Consider the following 15,191-nt stretch of genomic DNA (forward strand, 5'->3'; position numbering starts at 1 on the left):
TTCCCGTGAAGGATGCCTTCGGTGCCCCGCAGTCCCTGCTCGTCCTCGGCGGCACGTCGGAGATCGGGCTCGCCACCGCACGCCGCCTGATCGCCCACCGCACCCGCACGGTCTGGCTGGCCGGCCGCCCCTCGCCCGCCCTGGAGGCCGCGGCGGAGGACCTGCGCCACCGGGGGGCGTACGTGCAGACCGTGGCGTTCGACGCGCTGGACACCAAGTCCCACGAGACGGTCCTCGGCAAGGTCTTCGCCGAGGGCGACATCGACATGGTGCTGCTCGCCTTCGGCATCCCGGGCGACCAGGGGCGCGACGAGGAGGAACCGCTCGCGGCGGTCCGGGTGGCGCAGACGAACTACACCGGCGCGGTCTCCGCCGGTCTGGTGTGCGCGGGCGCGCTCCAGGCGCAGGGGCACGGTTCGCTGGTGGTGCTGTCCTCGGTGGCCGGTGAGCGGGCCCGGCGGGCGGACTTCATCTACGGGTCGAGCAAGGCGGGCCTGGACGTCTTCACGCAGGGCCTCGGCGACGCGCTGCACGGCACGGGGGTGCACGTGATGGTGGTGCGGCCCGGGCCGGTGGTGCCGGACGCGGCGGGGGTGCGGGAGGCCGGAGGGCCGCTGGCGACGATCCCGTTCACCCGGACGCCGCTGGTGACGACGCCGGGTGCGGTGGCGGACGCGATCGTGACCGGGCTGCGGAGGCGCCAGGAGACGGTGTGGGTGCCGGGGGCGCTGCGCGCGGTGATGTCCGCGCTGCGCCACGTGCCCCGGCCGCTGTTCCGGCGGCTGCCGGTGTGACGGGCGCTACGGGTGCAGCGAGGGGGCGTCCAGGGTGCTGCCGCTCTGCGCGGGGACCGCGGGGCCGGTGCCGCCCGCGCCGAACGGGAACTCGTTGATCTTGCGCCAGACGCGGTCCAGGCGGCCCTGCTCGTACAGCGCGAAGGAGCCGCAGATCCAGGACGCCTCGTAGTCGGCGAGCTCCTCGTACGCCCGGTCCATCGCCGCTTCGGAGATGTCGTGGGCGACGGTCACGTGCGGGTGGTACGGGAACTGGAGCTCGCGGACCAGGGGCCCGGAGGCGTCCCGCACCCGCTTCTGGAGCCAGGAGCAGGCCGAGGCGCCCTCGACCACCTGGACGAAGACGACCGGCGACAGCGGGCGGAAGGTGCCCGTGCCGGACAGCCGCATCGGGAAGGGCCGGCCGCCGGTCGCGATCGAGGCGAGGTGCGCCTCGATCGCGGGCAGGTCGGCCGCCAGGGCCTCGGTCGGCGGCAGGAGGGTGACGTGGGTGGGAATGCCGTGTGCGGCAGGGTCCCCGAAGCTCGCGCGGCGCTCCTGGAGCAGGCTGCCGTAGGGCTCCGGGACCGCGATCGAAACGCCGAGCGTTACGGTCCCCACGTCGTTCTCCTCAATCCTCGGTGGTCTGTTTTCAGCCACTGACGGCCGCAAGCATCACGCCGCAAGTGTGCCGCCTGCGAGCCCTCCGCCGCCAGGGTCCTTGGACTCAGTGCTTGGCGGGCAGAAGGCCCATCCGGTCGTAGGTGAGCGCCAGGGTCTCGGCGGCCACGGCCCGCGCCTTCTCGGCACCCTCGGCCAGGATGGAGTCCAGCGTCTCCGGGTCGTCCAGGTATTCCTGCGTCTTCGTGCGGAACGGTGTGACGAAGTCGACCATGACGTCGGCCAGGTCCGTCTTCAGCGCGCCGTAGCCCTTGCCCTCGTACTTCTGCTCCAGCTCCGGCACGGAGGCACCGGTGAGCGTCGAGTAGATGGTGAGCAGGTTGCTGACGCCGGGCTTCTCGGCCCGGTCGAAGCGGATCACCGTGTCGGTGTCGGTGACGGCGCTCTTCACCTTCTTGGCGGTGGTCTTCGGCTCGTCCAGGAGGTTGATCAGACCCTTGGGGTTCGCCGTCGACTTGCTCATCTTCGAGGACGGGTCCTGGAGGTCGTAGATCTTCGCCGTCTCCTTGAGGATGTACGGGTCCGGGACGGTGAAGGTCTCGCCGTAGGTGCTGTTGAACCGCTCGGCGAGATTACGGGTCAGCTCCAGGTGCTGGCGCTGGTCCTCGCCCACCGGGACCTGGTCGGCCTGGTAGAGCAGGATGTCGGCGACCATCAGCATCGGGTAGGTGAAGAGGCCGACCGTGGTGCGGTCGGCGCCGTGCCGGGCGGACTTGTCCTTGAACTGCGTCATGCGGGACGCCTCGCCGAACCCGGCCAGGCAGTTCATGACCCAGCCCAGCTGGGCGTGCTCCGGCACGTGGCTCTGGATGAACAGCGTGCAGCGCTCGGGGTCGACCCCGGCGGCCAGCAGCTGGGCCACGGCGAACCGGGTGTTGGCCCGCAGCTGCGCGGGGTCCTGCGCGACGGTGATGGCGTGCAGGTCGACCACCATGTAGAAGGCGTCGTGGGACTCCTGCAGGGCCACCCACTGGCGGACGGCGCCGAGGTAGTTGCCGAGGTGGAACGAGCCGGAGGTGGGCTGGATTCCGGAGAGCACGCGGGGACGTTCAGAGGCCATGGGGCTCATTGTCTCAGGTGCGGGGCCCTTCCCGGGCAGCCGGTGGAGGAATCGCCCGACGGGCTTCCGCCGCGGAATGCGCGGGCGCGCCGTGAACCGAAGGTTTCCTCGCGGACGAACCGACCGACGATACAAAGTGGGCCCAACCCCGGCTCACACCGCACGACGATCGGAGATCCCGTGTCGACCACGGAAAACGCCATCGCCTCCGCCGAGGCGCACAGCGCGCACAACTACCACCCGCTGCCCGTCGTCGTCGCCACGGCGGACGGGGCCTGGATGACCGATGTCGAGGGCCGCCGCTACCTCGACATGCTCGCCGGATACTCGGCGCTCAATTTCGGCCACGGCAACCGCCGGCTGATCGACGCGGCGCGGGCCCAGCTCGAACGGGTGACGCTCACCTCCCGGGCCTTCCACCACGACCGCTTCGCGGACTTCTGTACGCGCCTGGCGGAGCTGTGCGGCATGGAGATGGTGCTCCCGATGAACACCGGGGCGGAGGCCGTCGAGACGGCGGTGAAGACCGCCCGCAAGTGGGGCTACCGGGTCAAGGGCGTCCCGGACGGCATGGCGAAGATCATCGTCGCCGCCGACAACTTCCACGGCCGCACGACCACGGTCATCAGCTTCTCCACGGACCCGGAGGCGCGCGCCGACTTCGGCCCGTACACCCCCGGTTTCGAGATCGTGCCGTACGGGGATCTCACCGCGATGCGCGAGGCCATGACGGAGAACACCGTGGCCGTGCTCATCGAGCCGATCCAGGGCGAGGCGGGCGTGCTGGTCCCGCCGCCCGGCTATCTGGCCGGGGTGCGGGAGCTGACGCGTGAACGGAACGTGCTGTTCATCGCCGACGAGATCCAGTCCGGTCTGGGCCGGACCGGGAAGACCTTCGCCTGCGAGCACGAGGACGTCGTCCCCGACGTGTACCTGCTGGGCAAGGCGCTCGGCGGCGGCGTGGTGCCGGTGTCGGCCGTGGTGTCGTCGGCGGCCGTGCTCGGGGTGTACCGCCCCGGGGAGCACGGCTCGACCTTCGGCGGGAACCCGCTGGCCTGCGCGGTGGCGCTGGAGGTCATCGACATGCTGAGCACCGGCGAGTACCAGCAGCGCGCGGCCGAGCTCGGCGACCACCTCCACCGCGAGCTGGGTCTCCTGGTGGGCGCGGGCACGGTGCAGGCCGTCCGGGGACGCGGGCTGTGGGCGGGCGTGGACATCGAACCGGAGCTGGGCACGGGCCGCGAGATCTCCGAGCGGCTGCTGGAGCGCCGGGTCCTGGTGAAGGACACCCACGGCTCCACGATCCGGATCGCGCCGCCGCTGGTGATCGGCAAGGAGGACCTGGACTGGGGCCTTGAGCAGCTGCGGGAGGTCCTGCGGGGCTGAGACCGGGGCGGGCGCGGACCGGAAGGCCGCCTGCGCCCGCCCTCAGTCCAGCACCCGCAGCAGCGCCTCCAGCGCGCCGGTCCACGCGCTGTCCGTCGGGGTGCCGTAGCCGATGACCAGCGCCTCGCGCCTCAGGTCGGCGTCCGGGTGGCGGAAGAAGGCCAGGCCCTCCACCGCGAGGCCCTGCCAGGCCGCCGCCCGGATCGCCTCGGCCTCGCCGCCCTCCGGGAGTTCGAGGACGGCGTGCAGCCCGGCGGCGATCCCGCTGACCCGGATGTGCGGGGCGCGCTCGGCGAGGGCCGCGACGAGCTGGTCGCGGCGGTTGCGGTAGCGCAGCCGCATGGACCGCACGTGCCGGTCGTAGGCACCGGAGGCCATGAACTCCGCGAGCGTCAGCTGGTCCAGCGCGCCCGGCGCCCAGTCGCTCACCCCCTTCGCCGCGGCGACCTCGGCGGCCAGGGCGCGCGGTACCACCATCCAGCCGAGCCGCAGCCCCGGTGCCAGGGACTTGCTGGCGGTGCCCAGGTAGACGACGCGTTCCGGGTCCAGGCCCTGGAGGGCGCCGACCGGCTGGCGGTCGTACCGGAACTCGCCGTCGTAGTCGTCCTCCAGGATCAGCCCTCCGGTGGCCCGGGCCCAGTCGACGGCCGCCGCCCGGCGGTCCGGGTGGAGCGGGACCCCGGTGGGGAACTGGTGCGCCGGGGTCAGCAGGACCGCGCCCGCGTGGCGCAGGGCGTGCAGCTCGCCGGTCCGGGTGCCGAGCTCGTCCAGCGGCACGCAGGGGATGCGCAGCCCGGCATCGGTGAGCAGGCGGGTGTGGACGCCGAGGCCGTACGACTCCACGGCCACCTCCCGCACCCGGCGCCGCCGCAGCACCTTGCCGAGCAGCATCAGGGCGTGCACGAATCCGGAGCAGACGATGATCCGGTCCGGGTCGGCGTACACCCCGCGCGCCCGGGCGAGGTATTCGGCGAGGACGGTGCGCAGCTCGATCCGGCCGCGCGGGTCGCCGTAGCCGAAGGCGTCGTTCGGCGCGGCGGACAGGGCGCGCCGGGCGGCCTTCAGCCACTCGGCGCGCGGGAAGGTGGCGAGGTCCGGGGTGCCCGGCTTGAGGTTGTACGCCGGTGCGCCGCGCGGCGGCCTGGCGGGCGGGGCCTCGGGCGCCGTCACCGGCCGGGGGTCGGCGCGGCGGGCCACCCGGGTGCCGGAGCCCTGGCGGGCGGTGAGCCAGCCCTCGGCGACGAGCTCCGCGTAGGCGTCGGCGACGGTGTTGCGGGCGATGCCGAGGTCGGCGGCGAGGGTGCGGGAGGACGGCAGGCGGGTGCCGGGGGTCAGCCGGCCGGTGCGGACGGCCTCGCGCAGGGCGTCCATCAGACCGGCTCGCAGACCGGTCGACCCGGTCGGGTCAATGTGGAGGTCGGCACCGAAAGTGGCCCAGTCGTCTGTCATGCGAATGGACCATACCGGTGCGCCATTCCCCCCGTAACGTTGAGGGCATGACGACGAACGAGAACAGCACCGACACCTCCGGCCACTGCCCCGAGCACACCCCGCGCCTGGCCTGGGCGCAGCACGCCCCCGACGTCTACAAGGCGATGGCCCGTCTGGACGCCGCCTCCCGCAAGGGCCTCGACCCGGTCATCGGCGAGCTGGTGAAGATCCGCTCCTCGCAGCTCAACCACTGCGCGTTCTGCCTGGACATGCACACCAAGGACGCGCTCGCGGCGGGCGAGTCCGTGCAGCGGATCGTCCAGCTCAGCGCGTGGGAGGAGTCGCAGCACTTCTACACGCCGAAGGAGATCGCCGCGATCGAGCTGACCGAGGCGGTGACCGTGCTGACCGACGGCTTCGTGCCGGACGAGGTGTACGCACGGGCCGCGAAGCACTTCGGCGAGGAGGAGCTGGCCCACCTCATCGCCGCGATCATCACGATCAACGCCTGGAACCGCTTCGCCGTGTCCACCCGCATGGTGCCGGGCCACTACACGCCCGGCGACCACGGCTGAGCGGCCCGGTGACCGCGTCGGGCCTGCGGGCCCTGCACCACGGCCGCGCCCCCGGCGACCCGCTGGTCCTCCCCGGCCCGTGGGACGCCGCGAGCGCCCGTGTCTTCGCGGAGGCCGGCTTCCCCGCGCTCGCCACGCCGAGCGCGGGGGTCGCCGCGTCCCTGGGTTACGAGGACGGCTCGACGCCCGCCGACGAGATGTTCGCGGCGGTGGCGCGGATCGCCCGGGCGGTCCCCGTACCGGTCTCCGCCGATGTCGAGGCCGGATACGGGCTGGCACCCGGCGAGCTGGTGGAGCGGCTGCTGGCGACCGGGGCGGTCGGCTGCAACCTGGAGGACACGGTGGACGGGGTCCTGCTGGACGCCGGGGCCCAGGCGGACCGGCTGGCCGCGGTGCGGGCGGCGGCCGGGGACGCGCTCTTCGTGAACGCCCGGATCGACACGTACGTCACGGGCGTCCCGGACGGGGTGGACCCGGCGGCGGAGACCCTGCGCCGGGCGCGGCTCTACGCGGCCGCGGGCGCGGACTGCGTCTACCCGATCCTGGCCCCGCCCGAGGCGTTCGGGCCGCTGGCCGGTGCGCTGCCCGGGCTGCCGCTGAACGCGCTGGCCCGCCCGGGCGGGCCGGGGCCGGGCCGCCTCGGTGAGCTCGGGGCGACCCGGATCACCTTCGGCCCGGGGCTCCAGCGCAGGGCCACGGCCGCGGTGCGGGAGATCGCGGCCGGCCTCTGACCGCGTGACGAGCACGACGCCCCCGGCAGCGCTGCGGCTGCCGGGGGCGTGGTGTGTGCCCCTGGGGGCGGTGTCTCAGATGAGGCCGAGCTCGCGGACCGCGTCGCGCTCCTCGGTGAGCTCCTTGACCGAGGCGTCGATGCGCGCACGGGAGAACTCGTTGATGTCCAGGCCCTGGACGATCTCGTACGTGCCGTCCTTCGTGGTGACCGGGAAGGACGAGATGATGCCCTCGGGCACGCCGTAGGAGCCGTCCGACGGGATGCCCATGGAGGTCCAGTCGCCCTCGGCGGTGCCGTTGACCCAGGTGTACACGTGGTCGATGGCGGCGTTGGCGGCGGAGGCGGCGGAGGACGCGCCACGGGCCTCGATGATCGCGGCGCCGCGCTTGGCCACGGTCGGGATGAAGGAGTCGGCCAGCCACGCCTCGTCGTTGACCAGCTCGGCGGCGTTCTTGCCGGCGACCTCGGCGTGGAAGATGTCCGGGTACTGGGTGGCCGAGTGGTTGCCCCAGATCGTCAGCTTCTTGATGTCGGAGACGGCGGCGCCGGTCTTGGCGGCCAGCTGCGAGATCGCGCGGTTGTGGTCCAGGCGGGTCATCGCGGTGAAGCGCTCGGCCGGGACGTCCGGGGCGGCGGCCTGCGCGATGAGCGCGTTGGTGTTGGCCGGGTTGCCGACGACGAGGACCTTGATGTCGTCCGCGGCGTTGTCGTTGATCGCCTTGCCCTGCGGCTTGAAGATGCCGCCGTTGGCGGAGAGCAGGTCGCCGCGCTCCATGCCCTTGGTGCGGGGGCGGGCGCCGACGAGGAGGGCGACGTTCGCACCGTCGAAGCCGACGTTCGCGTCGTCGGTGATCTCGATGCCGCGCAGCAGCGGGAAGGCGCAGTCGTCGAGCTCCATGGCGGTGCCCTCGGCGGCCTTCAGCCCCTGGGGGATCTCCAGGAGACGCAGGTTGACCGGCACGTCCGGGCCGAGCAGGTGGCCGGAGGCGATGCGGAAGAGCAGCGCGTAGCCGATCTGGCCGGCTGCGCCGGTCACGGTGACATTCACGGGAGTGCGGGTCATGGCGATCTCCGTTAGACAGCTGGCGGTCCGGGCTCCTGGCCCCTGGTGCGGGACATCTCCCTGAATCTTGATGTGAAGAGATATCCGTCGGCCAGGCTATCCGACCCCGAACCCCACGGCCGCCCGGCCCCCGTTGCCTGTCGATCACACCATGGCGGAATGGTCACTTCCGTGCCACAGGGGCAACCCATCCCTTGAACGGGTGAGGGCCGTCAACAAGGCTGGACGCAGGACGGGGCAAGGCCGCTCAACCGCCGCTTCCGGAGCTTCGCGCTCCGGGGTTGCCCCCGACTCCGGTGTCCGTCCCTTCTCGGGGGAGGGGACGGCCACCGGTTCTTCCGCTCCGTCCCGGAGCGCGGGTCAGCGGACCGTGAAGTGGACCGCGTCCTCCAGGAACGGGATGTCGAGCCACGGCTCCGGCTGCGCAACCAGGGCGAGCAGCACGATGAGGACGCCGAGCAGGCCGTACGTCACCAGATCGGTGAAGCGGGACCGCACCGCGAGCATGCCCACCGACCGGACGGTCACGCGCAGGACCGCGCCCAGCACGAGGGCGAAGCCGATCAGTATCGTCCCGACGCGGAAGGCTTCCTCGAACGGGTCGGCCGCCACGATCAGCAGTCCGGCGCCGGCCGTGCAGAGCACCGCGAGCAGCGGCCACTGCCGGGCCGGGGCCGGCGCGTCCCCGCCGGCCGCCCGCCCGCCGCCCTCGGGCCGCGCGGTGTCCCGGGTCAGCGAGAACCGCCGGGCCCGCCGCGTTTCGGCGGCGGCGGCCGGCGCCGCCTCGGTGGAGCCGGTGTCCGGGCTCGTACCAGCACCCACGGGGTCAGCCGGCGGAGACGGCAGCCGCGTCGCGCTCGGCGGCCTCGACCACGTTGACGAGCAGCTGGGCGCGGGTCATCGGGCCGACACCGCCCGGGTTCGGCGAGATCCAGGCGGCGACCTCGGCCACGCCGGGGTGGACGTCGCCGACGATCTTGCCGTTCTCGTCGCGGCTGACGCCGACGTCCAGGACGGCCGCGCCGGGCTTCACGTGCTCGGGCTTGATGATGTGCGGCACGCCCGCGGCGGCGACGATGATGTCGGCCTGCTTCAGGTGGGCGGCCAGGTCCCGGGTGCCGGTGTGGCACTGGGTCACCGTGGCGTTCTCCGACTTGCGGGTGAGCAGCAGCGGGATGGACCGCCCGATGGTGACACCGCGTCCGACGACCACGACGTGGGCGCCGTTGATCTCGACGCCGTGGTGGCGCAGGAGCTGGACGACGCCCTGCGGGGTGCAGGGCAGCGGGCCGGTCTCGTTGAGCACGAGGCGGCCGAGGTTCATGGGGTGGAGGCCGTCCGCGTCCTTGGCCGGATCCATCAGTTCCAGGACGCGGTTGGTGTCGATGCCCTTGGGCAGGGGAAGCTGCACGATGTAGCCCGTGCAGGCGGGGTCGGCGTTGAGCTCGCGGACGACGGCCTCGATCTCCTCCTGGGTGGCGGTGTCGGGGAGTTCGCGCTGGATGGACCCGATGCCGACCTGGGCGCAGTCCTTGTGCTTGCCGTTCACGTACCACCTGCTGCCCGGGTCGTCCCCGACCAGCAGGGTTCCCAGGCCGGGCGTGACGCCCCGGGCCTTGAGGGCCGCCACGCGGGCGGTCAGATCGGACTTGATCGCGGCTGCGGTGGCCTTGCCATCGAGAATCTGGGCAGTCATGGTCCCCATACTCCCGGATGACCCCGCCCTCGGACCAATCAGGTACCAGGCGTGGACGCAAGGTTGCACTTGGACAACTTCTCGGGCCGCGGCTGGACAAACGTACTAACCGCTTATAACGATGAAGGCCGCTGTGCCGCAGCAGTAACCGGGGGGCTGGACCGCTGTCGTTTTCTCTTCCTCCGTGCGGCCGCACCGTCCCCGTACGTCTGTTGGAGGAACGCCCATGAGCTTCGGCGACCCGAACCCGAACAACCCCTACGGGCAGCAGCCCGGTCAGCCGCAGCAGCCGGGCTACGGCTACCCGCAGGCCCCCCAGGGCGTGCCGCAGCAGGGCTACGGCTATCCGACGGCCCCGCCGGTGCCCGGCGGCGACTACGGCCAGCAGCCCGGCTACGGGGCCCGCCCGCCGCTGTCCGGCTGGTGGCGGCGCGTCGGCGCGATCCTGATCGACGGCATCTGCATCGGCATCCCCTACGGCGCGATCATCGGCATCGGCGCGGGCGTGGGCGGCGGCGCGGGCAGCGGCATCCTGGTGCTCGGCATCCTCGTCGGCATCGGCCTCGGCCTCTTCAAGCTGTACAAGGAGGGCACGACCGGTCAGTGGATCGGCAAGAAGGCCCTCGGCATCAGCCTGCTGCGCGAGGTGGACGGCCGGCCGCTCGGCTTCGGCATGGCCTTCGTCCGCTACATCGCCCACTTCCTGGACAGCTTCGCCTGCTACCTCGGCTGGCTGTGGCCGCTGTGGGACGCGAAGAACCAGACGTTCGCGGACAAGGTCTGCTCCAGCGTCGTGGTCCGCGTCGGCTGACCCGTCGTCGGACAGGCCCGAGGGCCGTAACCCCGCGCGGATCGCGTGGGGTTACGGCCCTCGGTCGTACGGGGACGAACCGGCTCAGTGGAAGAAGTGCCGGGTGCCCGTGAGGTACATCGTCACGCCGGCCTTCTTCGCGGCCTCGACCACCAGCTCGTCGCGGACCGAACCGCCCGGCTGGACCACGGCCTTGACGCCGGCGGCGGTCAGGATCTCCAGCCCGTCCGGGAACGGGAAGAAGGCGTCGGACGCCGCGTAGGCACCGGCGGCCCGCTCCGCACCCGCGCGCTCGACGGCCAGCTTCGCGGAGTCGACCCGGTTGACCTGGCCCATGCCGACGCCGACCGAGGCGCCGCCCTTGGCGAGGAGGATGGCGTTGGACTTGACCGCACGGCACGCCTTCCACGCGAAGGCGAGCTCCTTCAGCTCGTCGGCGGAGAGCGCGTCGCCCGTGGCGAGCGTCCAGTTGGCCGGGTCGTCGCCCTCGGCCTGGAGGCGGTCGGTGACCTGGAGCAGCGCGCCGCCGTCGATCGGCTTGACCTCGACCTCGGCGGACGGGGCCTCGGGGCAGCGCAGCACGCGGATGTTCTTCTTGCGCGCCAGGATCTCGACCGCGCCGTCCTCGTACGCCGGGGCGACGATGACCTCGGTGAAGATCTCCGCGACCTGCTCGGCCATGGCGACGGTCACCGGACGGTTGACGGCGATGACCCCGCCGAACGCCGAGAGCGGGTCGCAGGCGTGCGCGTTGCGGTGCGCCTCGGCGATGTCGTCGGCGATGGCGATGCCGCAGGGGTTGGCGTGCTTGATGATCGCGACGCACGGCTCGGCGTGGTCGTACGCGGCGCGCCGGGCGGCGTCGGTGTCCGTGTAGTTGTTGTAGGACATCTCCTTGCCGTGCAGCTGCTCCGCCTCGGCGAGGCCGCCGGCGCCCGAGGTGTAGAGCGCGGCGGGCTGGTGCGGGTTCTCGCCGTAGCGCAGGACGTTCTCGCGCTCGTAGGTCGCACCGAGGAAGTCCGGGAAGCCGGAGTCGTCGGCGGCGGCGTAGTCGGCGGCGAACCAGCCGGCCACGGCCACGTCGTAGGCGGCGGTGTGCTGGAACGCCTCGGCGGCGAGCCGCTTGCGGGCGGTCAGGTCGAAGCCGCCCGCCCGGACCGCGGCGAGCACGTCGGAGTAACGCTCCGGGCTGGTGACCACGGCCACGGAGGGGTGGTTCTTGGCGGCGGCGCGGACCATCGAGGGGCCGCCGATGTCGATCTGCTCGACGCACTCGTCGGCGGTGGCGCCGGACGCGACGGTCTCCTTGAACGGGTACAGGTTGACGACCACCAGGTCGAACGGCTCGACGCCCAGCTCGGCCAGCTGCTCGCGGTGCGCGTCGAGGCGCAGGTCGGCGAGGATGCCGGCGTGGACGCGGGGGTGCAGCGTCTTGACGCGGCCGTCGAGGCACTCGGGGAAGCCGGTCAGCTCCTCGACCTTGGTGACCGGGACACCGGCGGCGGCGATCTTTCCGGCGGTGGAGCCGGTGGAGACCAGTTCGACACCCGCCTCGTGCAGACCGCGGGCGAGGTCTTCGAGGCCGGTCTTGTCGTAGACGCTGACCAGGGCGCGGCGGATGGGCTTATTCTCCGACATGACCGAGATGAACCTTTCGTCCCTCAATGCGATAGCCGTCGCGGGCGAGCCGCCCCACGGCCTCGACGAGCAGCTTGCGCTCGACTTCCTTGATGCGTTCGTGGAGGGCCGCTTCGCCCTCCGGGGTGTCCTCTTCGGTCACCTCGACCACGCCCTGCGCGATGATCGGACCGGTGTCGACGCCGTCGTCGACGAAGTGGACGGTGCACCCGGTGACCTTCACGCCGTACGCGAGCGCGTCGCGCACGCCGTGGGCACCGGGAAAGCTGGGGAGCAGGGCGGGGTGGGTGTTGATGAAGCGGCCGCCGAACCGGGCCAGGAACTCCTTGCCCACGATCTTCATGAATCCGGCCGACACCACGAGGTCCGGCCGGTGCGCGGCGGTGGCCTCGGCGAGCGCGGCGTCCCACTCCTCGCGGGTGGCGTGGTCCTTGACGCGGCACGTGAAGGTGGGGAGCCCGGCGCGCTCGGCCCGCTCCAGGCCGGCGATGCCGTCGCGGTCGGCGCCGACCGCGACGATCCGGACGCCGAAGCCCTCGGGATCGTCACCGATCGCGTCGAGCAGGGCCTGGAGGTTCGTACCGGAACCGGAGACCAGGACGACCACACGGGCCGGGGCGGCGGAAGGAAGCGGGGAGGCCACGGCTGGGCCCTTTCTCGCGTGCGAGCGGTTCGAAGCGGCCGGCCCGCCACCACGGCACCGGGGCGGCGGCCTGCGATTTGTACGGTCGTACGAAAGGAGCACACTCCCCCATACGGGGAACTCTACGAACGGGCCGACCGTCAGCAACGATACCGGCACCTCGCCGCGCCCCTGCCTGACGGGGGTGACGGACCCCCGCGCTCCCCGCTTTCGGCCCCTCCTCGCCGGAAGGTAGCGTCAGGGGCAGCGAACCGTCCGCCGGGCGGAAACGACGAGATGGGGAAGACGTTCACCACATGCCGGACCGACGCCGCACCGCTTTCCGCCAGCCGCTGCCCGAGCGGGCCACCGTGCTGATGCGCGAGCGCTCCTCCTCGTCCTCCTCCACCGGCTCCTCCGGTTCCTCCGGGAGCCCGAACGACGACAACCCCTTCGCGCCGCCGCCCGAGGGACGGCCCGACCAGCCCTGGCAGCCGCGCCACCCGTCCGGCTCCCCGGACGGCCCGGCGAACGGCGGCGACAGGCCCGAGGGCGGGCCGTCCGACGACCGGCCCGTGTGGGGCAGCCAGTGGAGCAGTCAGCAGCCCGGCCGCCAGAACGGCTCCTTCGGCGGGCGCCCCTCCGGTCCCGGCGGTACGGAGCGGCCCCCGGCCGGTCCGCGCTGGGACCCGACCGACCCCATCCAGCGCCGCGCCCGCTACGCGCTGCTCTCCGGCATGTGGGCCTTCTTCTTCGCGATCTTCGACTTCTCGGAGATCGCCCTGCTGCTCGGCGCGCTCGCCACGTACTGGGCGGTCAGCGCGCTGCGCGCCAAGCCGAAGCCGCCGGTGGCGGGTGACGCGGCGGAGGGCCCCGCCGCTCCCGGTACGGCGGACGGGACCGCTCCGGCGCCGGACACGCTCGCCGCGCAGCGCGGGGGGCGGCAGCAGACCACGGCCGCGGTGAGCGGTCTGGTGACGGGCGTGGTCGCGCTGGCGATCGTCGCGACGACGTTCACGGTGCAGATGGTCTACCGCGACTACTACACCTGTGTGAACGACGCCCTGACCAAGTCGGGCCAGCTGACCTGCAACGACCTGCTCCCGAAGCCGCTGGAGCCGTTCTTCGGCGTCAAGCGCTAGCGGCCGGGGGGCCGGAGGGCGCGTCGGTCTCCCGGGCGTGCCAGGGGTCGGTGGGGAGGAAGTCGTACGGGTCCAGGTCGTCGTCCCCGTCGCCGTCCTCGTCCCGGCTTCCGCCTTCGTTCTTCTCCTTCGCGGGTTCGGGCGGCCCGGGGGCGACGGGTGCGGGTGCCTTGGGGGTCTTCGGAGCTTTCGGGGGCTTCGGGGCCTTGGCCGTGTTCACGGTGTCCGCCGTGGTGTCCGGCTCCTCCGGTTCGGCGTCCGCCTTCGTGCGGCCGCGCAGCCGCCAGGCCCGGAGCAGCAGGGCCGCCGGGACGCCGATCACCGCCGTCCACCCCAGGGCCGCCGCCCCGGTGAGCCACCACACCGGTCCGAAGTCCGCCAGGGCGTGCGTGCCGAGCGGCCCCCTGGCCGCCGCCGCCAGCAGCGCCGTGCCGAGCCCGCAGCCCACCGCCCCCAGTGCGGTGGTGAGCGCGGTCTCCGCCGGCCCCCACGCCTCTGCCCGTACGCCCCGGACCGGCGCCGCCCTCCGTGCGGTGAACCAGGCCAGCGTCAGCGCCGCCGCCACCGGGACCGCCCCGGCCGCCCAGTTCAGCGGGGTGCCCGGGCCCTGCGCGGGCATCGCGGCCAGCAGTGGGAAGTCGGGGACGGCCGGGTGCCCGGTGAAGGCCGCCGGGGCGACCGTCGCGCCGGTGCCGAGGGCGAACCCGGGGCCCAGCCCGTACGCCGCGCCCCACACCGCCGCGTTCGGCACGAGCCCCAGCGCCAGCAGGAGCACGGCGATGCGGCCGCCCCAGTCGCCGGAGAGCCGGAGGAACGATTCCTGGACCGGTGCGCCGTGCCACACCAGGGCCGACGCGACGACCAGCGCGCCGCCGCCCAGCAGCACCGCGGTCCCGGCCAGCGCCGACCGGCCCACCGCGTCGGCCCGCCGCAGGAAGCGGGTGCGCGCCATCGCCTCGTGGAGCCGCACCGGCGCCCACGAGGGCGGCGGCCCGAGCGGGCGCCCGCAGGCCGTCCACACCCCGGCCGCCGCCGCGCCCGCCACGACGAGGGCGGCGGGAAAGAGCAGGGTGAGCGGCCGCGCGGACAGCGACGTGCCGCGCGCGTAGAGGGCCACCGCGGCCCCCACCAGCAGATATCCGCCCGTCACCGAGGCGAACGCGCCGCCAGGCGAGGGGACCCCGCGCCCCTCCTCGGGCTCCAGCACGTCCCGGGCCGCCCGGTGCACCAGCCACACCGGCAGCACGGCGAGCAGCAGCGGGACGACGCCCACCGGTGCCGGGGCCCCGGTCAGCGTCTCGGTCCTGACCAGTTCGGCGCCGTGCGCGAGGAGCCAGAGCCCGGCCGCGGCGTGGAACGCCTCGCCGGGTCCGCTGTCCGGGGCCGGTGAGCTGATCCAGAGCGCGGCGACGAGGACGGCGAGGGAGCCGGCGCCGAGCCCGGCCGCCACGGCACCGCGCAGCACCGCGGAGACCAGCACGGCGGGGCCGCCCCGCTCGCCCTGCGACAACAACGGGCTGCGTTCGGTCACTTGGGTCACGCGGTCATGCTGCCAACGACACGCGCTTATTTCGTGTAAC

14 protein-coding genes and 1 pseudogene are annotated in these 15,191 nt (G+C 73.2%); 6 read left to right on the forward strand and 9 right to left on the reverse strand.

The window, feature by feature from the left end:
• The first annotated feature begins 5 nt into the window (after positions 1 to 5).
• Positions 6 to 794, forward strand: coding sequence for a decaprenylphospho-beta-D-erythro-pentofuranosid-2-ulose 2-reductase (locus AB0L33_RS06805; RefSeq protein WP_365678378.1), 789 nt, complete (start codon positions 6 to 8; stop codon positions 792 to 794).
• Positions 795 to 800: 6 nt separating this feature from the next.
• On the opposite strand, the gene AB0L33_RS06810 is transcribed toward AB0L33_RS06805, so the two are convergent.
• Both AB0L33_RS06810 and trpS read right to left on the reverse strand, forming a co-directional pair.
• A complete protein-coding gene (locus tag AB0L33_RS06810) occupies positions 801 to 1,394 on the reverse strand; it encodes a 2'-5' RNA ligase family protein (RefSeq protein WP_365678380.1) in 594 nt (197 codons plus the stop codon).
• A gap of 106 nt (positions 1,395 to 1,500) precedes the next feature.
• Complete coding sequence (gene trpS / locus AB0L33_RS06815) at positions 1,501 to 2,514, reverse strand: tryptophan--tRNA ligase (RefSeq protein ID WP_365678382.1); 1,014 nt, start codon at positions 2,512 to 2,514, stop codon at positions 1,501 to 1,503.
• 180 nt (positions 2,515 to 2,694) lie between these two features.
• Between trpS and rocD the strand changes: the two genes are divergently transcribed.
• Complete coding sequence (gene rocD / locus AB0L33_RS06820) at positions 2,695 to 3,900, forward strand: ornithine--oxo-acid transaminase (RefSeq protein ID WP_365678384.1); 1,206 nt, start codon at positions 2,695 to 2,697, stop codon at positions 3,898 to 3,900.
• A gap of 42 nt (positions 3,901 to 3,942) precedes the next feature.
• On the opposite strand, the gene AB0L33_RS06825 is transcribed toward rocD, so the two are convergent.
• On the reverse strand, positions 3,943 to 5,349 hold the full coding sequence (locus AB0L33_RS06825; protein ID WP_365678386.1) for a PLP-dependent aminotransferase family protein: 1,407 nt from the start codon (positions 5,347 to 5,349) through the stop codon (positions 3,943 to 3,945).
• Positions 5,350 to 5,396: 47 nt separating this feature from the next.
• On the opposite strand from AB0L33_RS06825, the gene AB0L33_RS06830 reads away from it, so the two are divergent.
• Positions 5,397 to 5,906: a carboxymuconolactone decarboxylase family protein gene (locus AB0L33_RS06830; RefSeq protein ID WP_365678388.1), complete on the forward strand. Its 510-nt coding sequence runs from the start codon at positions 5,397 to 5,399 to the stop codon at positions 5,904 to 5,906.
• 8 nt (positions 5,907 to 5,914) lie between these two features.
• A complete protein-coding gene (locus tag AB0L33_RS06835) occupies positions 5,915 to 6,637 on the forward strand; it encodes an isocitrate lyase/phosphoenolpyruvate mutase family protein (protein WP_365678390.1) in 723 nt (240 codons plus the stop codon).
• 75 nt (positions 6,638 to 6,712) lie between these two features.
• Here AB0L33_RS06835 and AB0L33_RS06840 read toward each other — a convergent pair whose 3' ends face one another.
• The 3 genes and pseudogenes from AB0L33_RS06840 to AB0L33_RS06850 all read right to left on the reverse strand — a co-directional run bounded on the left by AB0L33_RS06840 (position 6,713) and on the right by AB0L33_RS06850 (position 9,398).
• A complete protein-coding gene (locus AB0L33_RS06840; RefSeq protein ID WP_365678392.1) occupies positions 6,713 to 7,702 on the reverse strand; it encodes a malate dehydrogenase in 990 nt (329 codons plus the stop codon).
• 360 nt (positions 7,703 to 8,062) lie between these two features.
• A pseudogene (locus tag AB0L33_RS06845) lies at positions 8,063 to 8,458 on the reverse strand (DUF3017 domain-containing protein); the annotation flags it as partial.
• 70 nt (positions 8,459 to 8,528) lie between these two features.
• Complete coding sequence (locus AB0L33_RS06850; protein ID WP_164399210.1) at positions 8,529 to 9,398, reverse strand: bifunctional methylenetetrahydrofolate dehydrogenase/methenyltetrahydrofolate cyclohydrolase; 870 nt, start codon at positions 9,396 to 9,398, stop codon at positions 8,529 to 8,531.
• Positions 9,399 to 9,624: 226 nt separating this feature from the next.
• On the opposite strand from AB0L33_RS06850, the gene AB0L33_RS06855 reads away from it, so the two are divergent.
• Entirely contained in the window at positions 9,625 to 10,209 is a 585-nt protein-coding gene (locus tag AB0L33_RS06855; protein WP_365678394.1) for an RDD family protein, read from the forward strand.
• Between the two features lie 84 nt (positions 10,210 to 10,293).
• Here AB0L33_RS06855 and purH read toward each other — a convergent pair whose 3' ends face one another.
• Both purH and purN read right to left on the reverse strand, forming a co-directional pair.
• Positions 10,294 to 11,847: a bifunctional phosphoribosylaminoimidazolecarboxamide formyltransferase/IMP cyclohydrolase gene (gene purH, locus AB0L33_RS06860; RefSeq protein ID WP_365678396.1), complete on the reverse strand. Its 1,554-nt coding sequence runs from the start codon at positions 11,845 to 11,847 to the stop codon at positions 10,294 to 10,296.
• Positions 11,834 to 12,490 (reverse strand): phosphoribosylglycinamide formyltransferase, encoded by a 657-nt coding sequence (purN, locus tag AB0L33_RS06865; RefSeq protein WP_365678398.1) that lies wholly within the window; start codon positions 12,488 to 12,490, stop codon positions 11,834 to 11,836. The genes purH and purN overlap by 14 nt, the downstream gene beginning before the upstream one ends.
• Before the next feature lie 296 nt (positions 12,491 to 12,786).
• Here purN and AB0L33_RS06870 point away from each other — a divergent pair, with 296 nt between their 5' ends.
• Positions 12,787 to 13,611, forward strand: coding sequence for a hypothetical protein (locus tag AB0L33_RS06870; RefSeq protein ID WP_365678400.1), 825 nt, complete (start codon positions 12,787 to 12,789; stop codon positions 13,609 to 13,611).
• Here AB0L33_RS06870 and AB0L33_RS06875 read toward each other — a convergent pair.
• Complete coding sequence (locus AB0L33_RS06875; RefSeq protein ID WP_365678679.1) at positions 13,601 to 15,142, reverse strand: DUF6350 family protein; 1,542 nt, start codon at positions 15,140 to 15,142, stop codon at positions 13,601 to 13,603. The genes AB0L33_RS06870 and AB0L33_RS06875 overlap by 11 nt on opposite strands.
• Between the last annotated feature and the right edge of the window lie 49 nt (positions 15,143 to 15,191).

The sequence above is a fragment of the Streptomyces sp. NPDC052299 genome (genome assembly GCF_040679335.1).
Classification (GTDB): domain Bacteria; phylum Actinomycetota; class Actinomycetes; order Streptomycetales; family Streptomycetaceae; genus Streptomyces.

Bases quoted from the DNA above. Each gene is read 5' to 3' on its own strand.
- trpS (WP_365678382.1), bottom strand. From the start codon at position 2,514: ATGGCCTCTGAACGTCCCCGCGTGCTCTCCGGAATCCAGCCCACCTCC.
- AB0L33_RS06825 (WP_365678386.1), bottom strand. From the start codon at position 5,349: ATGACAGACGACTGGGCCACTTTCGGTGCCGACCTCCACATTGACCCG.
- AB0L33_RS06830 (WP_365678388.1), top strand. From the start codon at position 5,397: ATGACGACGAACGAGAACAGCACCGACACCTCCGGCCACTGCCCCGAG.
- AB0L33_RS06840 (WP_365678392.1), bottom strand. From the start codon at position 7,702: ATGACCCGCACTCCCGTGAATGTCACCGTGACCGGCGCAGCCGGCCAG.
- AB0L33_RS06850 (WP_164399210.1), bottom strand. From the start codon at position 9,398: ATGACTGCCCAGATTCTCGATGGCAAGGCCACCGCAGCCGCGATCAAG.
- AB0L33_RS06855 (WP_365678394.1), top strand. From the start codon at position 9,625: ATGAGCTTCGGCGACCCGAACCCGAACAACCCCTACGGGCAGCAGCCC.
- purH (WP_365678396.1), bottom strand. From the start codon at position 11,847: ATGTCGGAGAATAAGCCCATCCGCCGCGCCCTGGTCAGCGTCTACGAC.
- AB0L33_RS06870 (WP_365678400.1), top strand. From the start codon at position 12,787: ATGCCGGACCGACGCCGCACCGCTTTCCGCCAGCCGCTGCCCGAGCGG.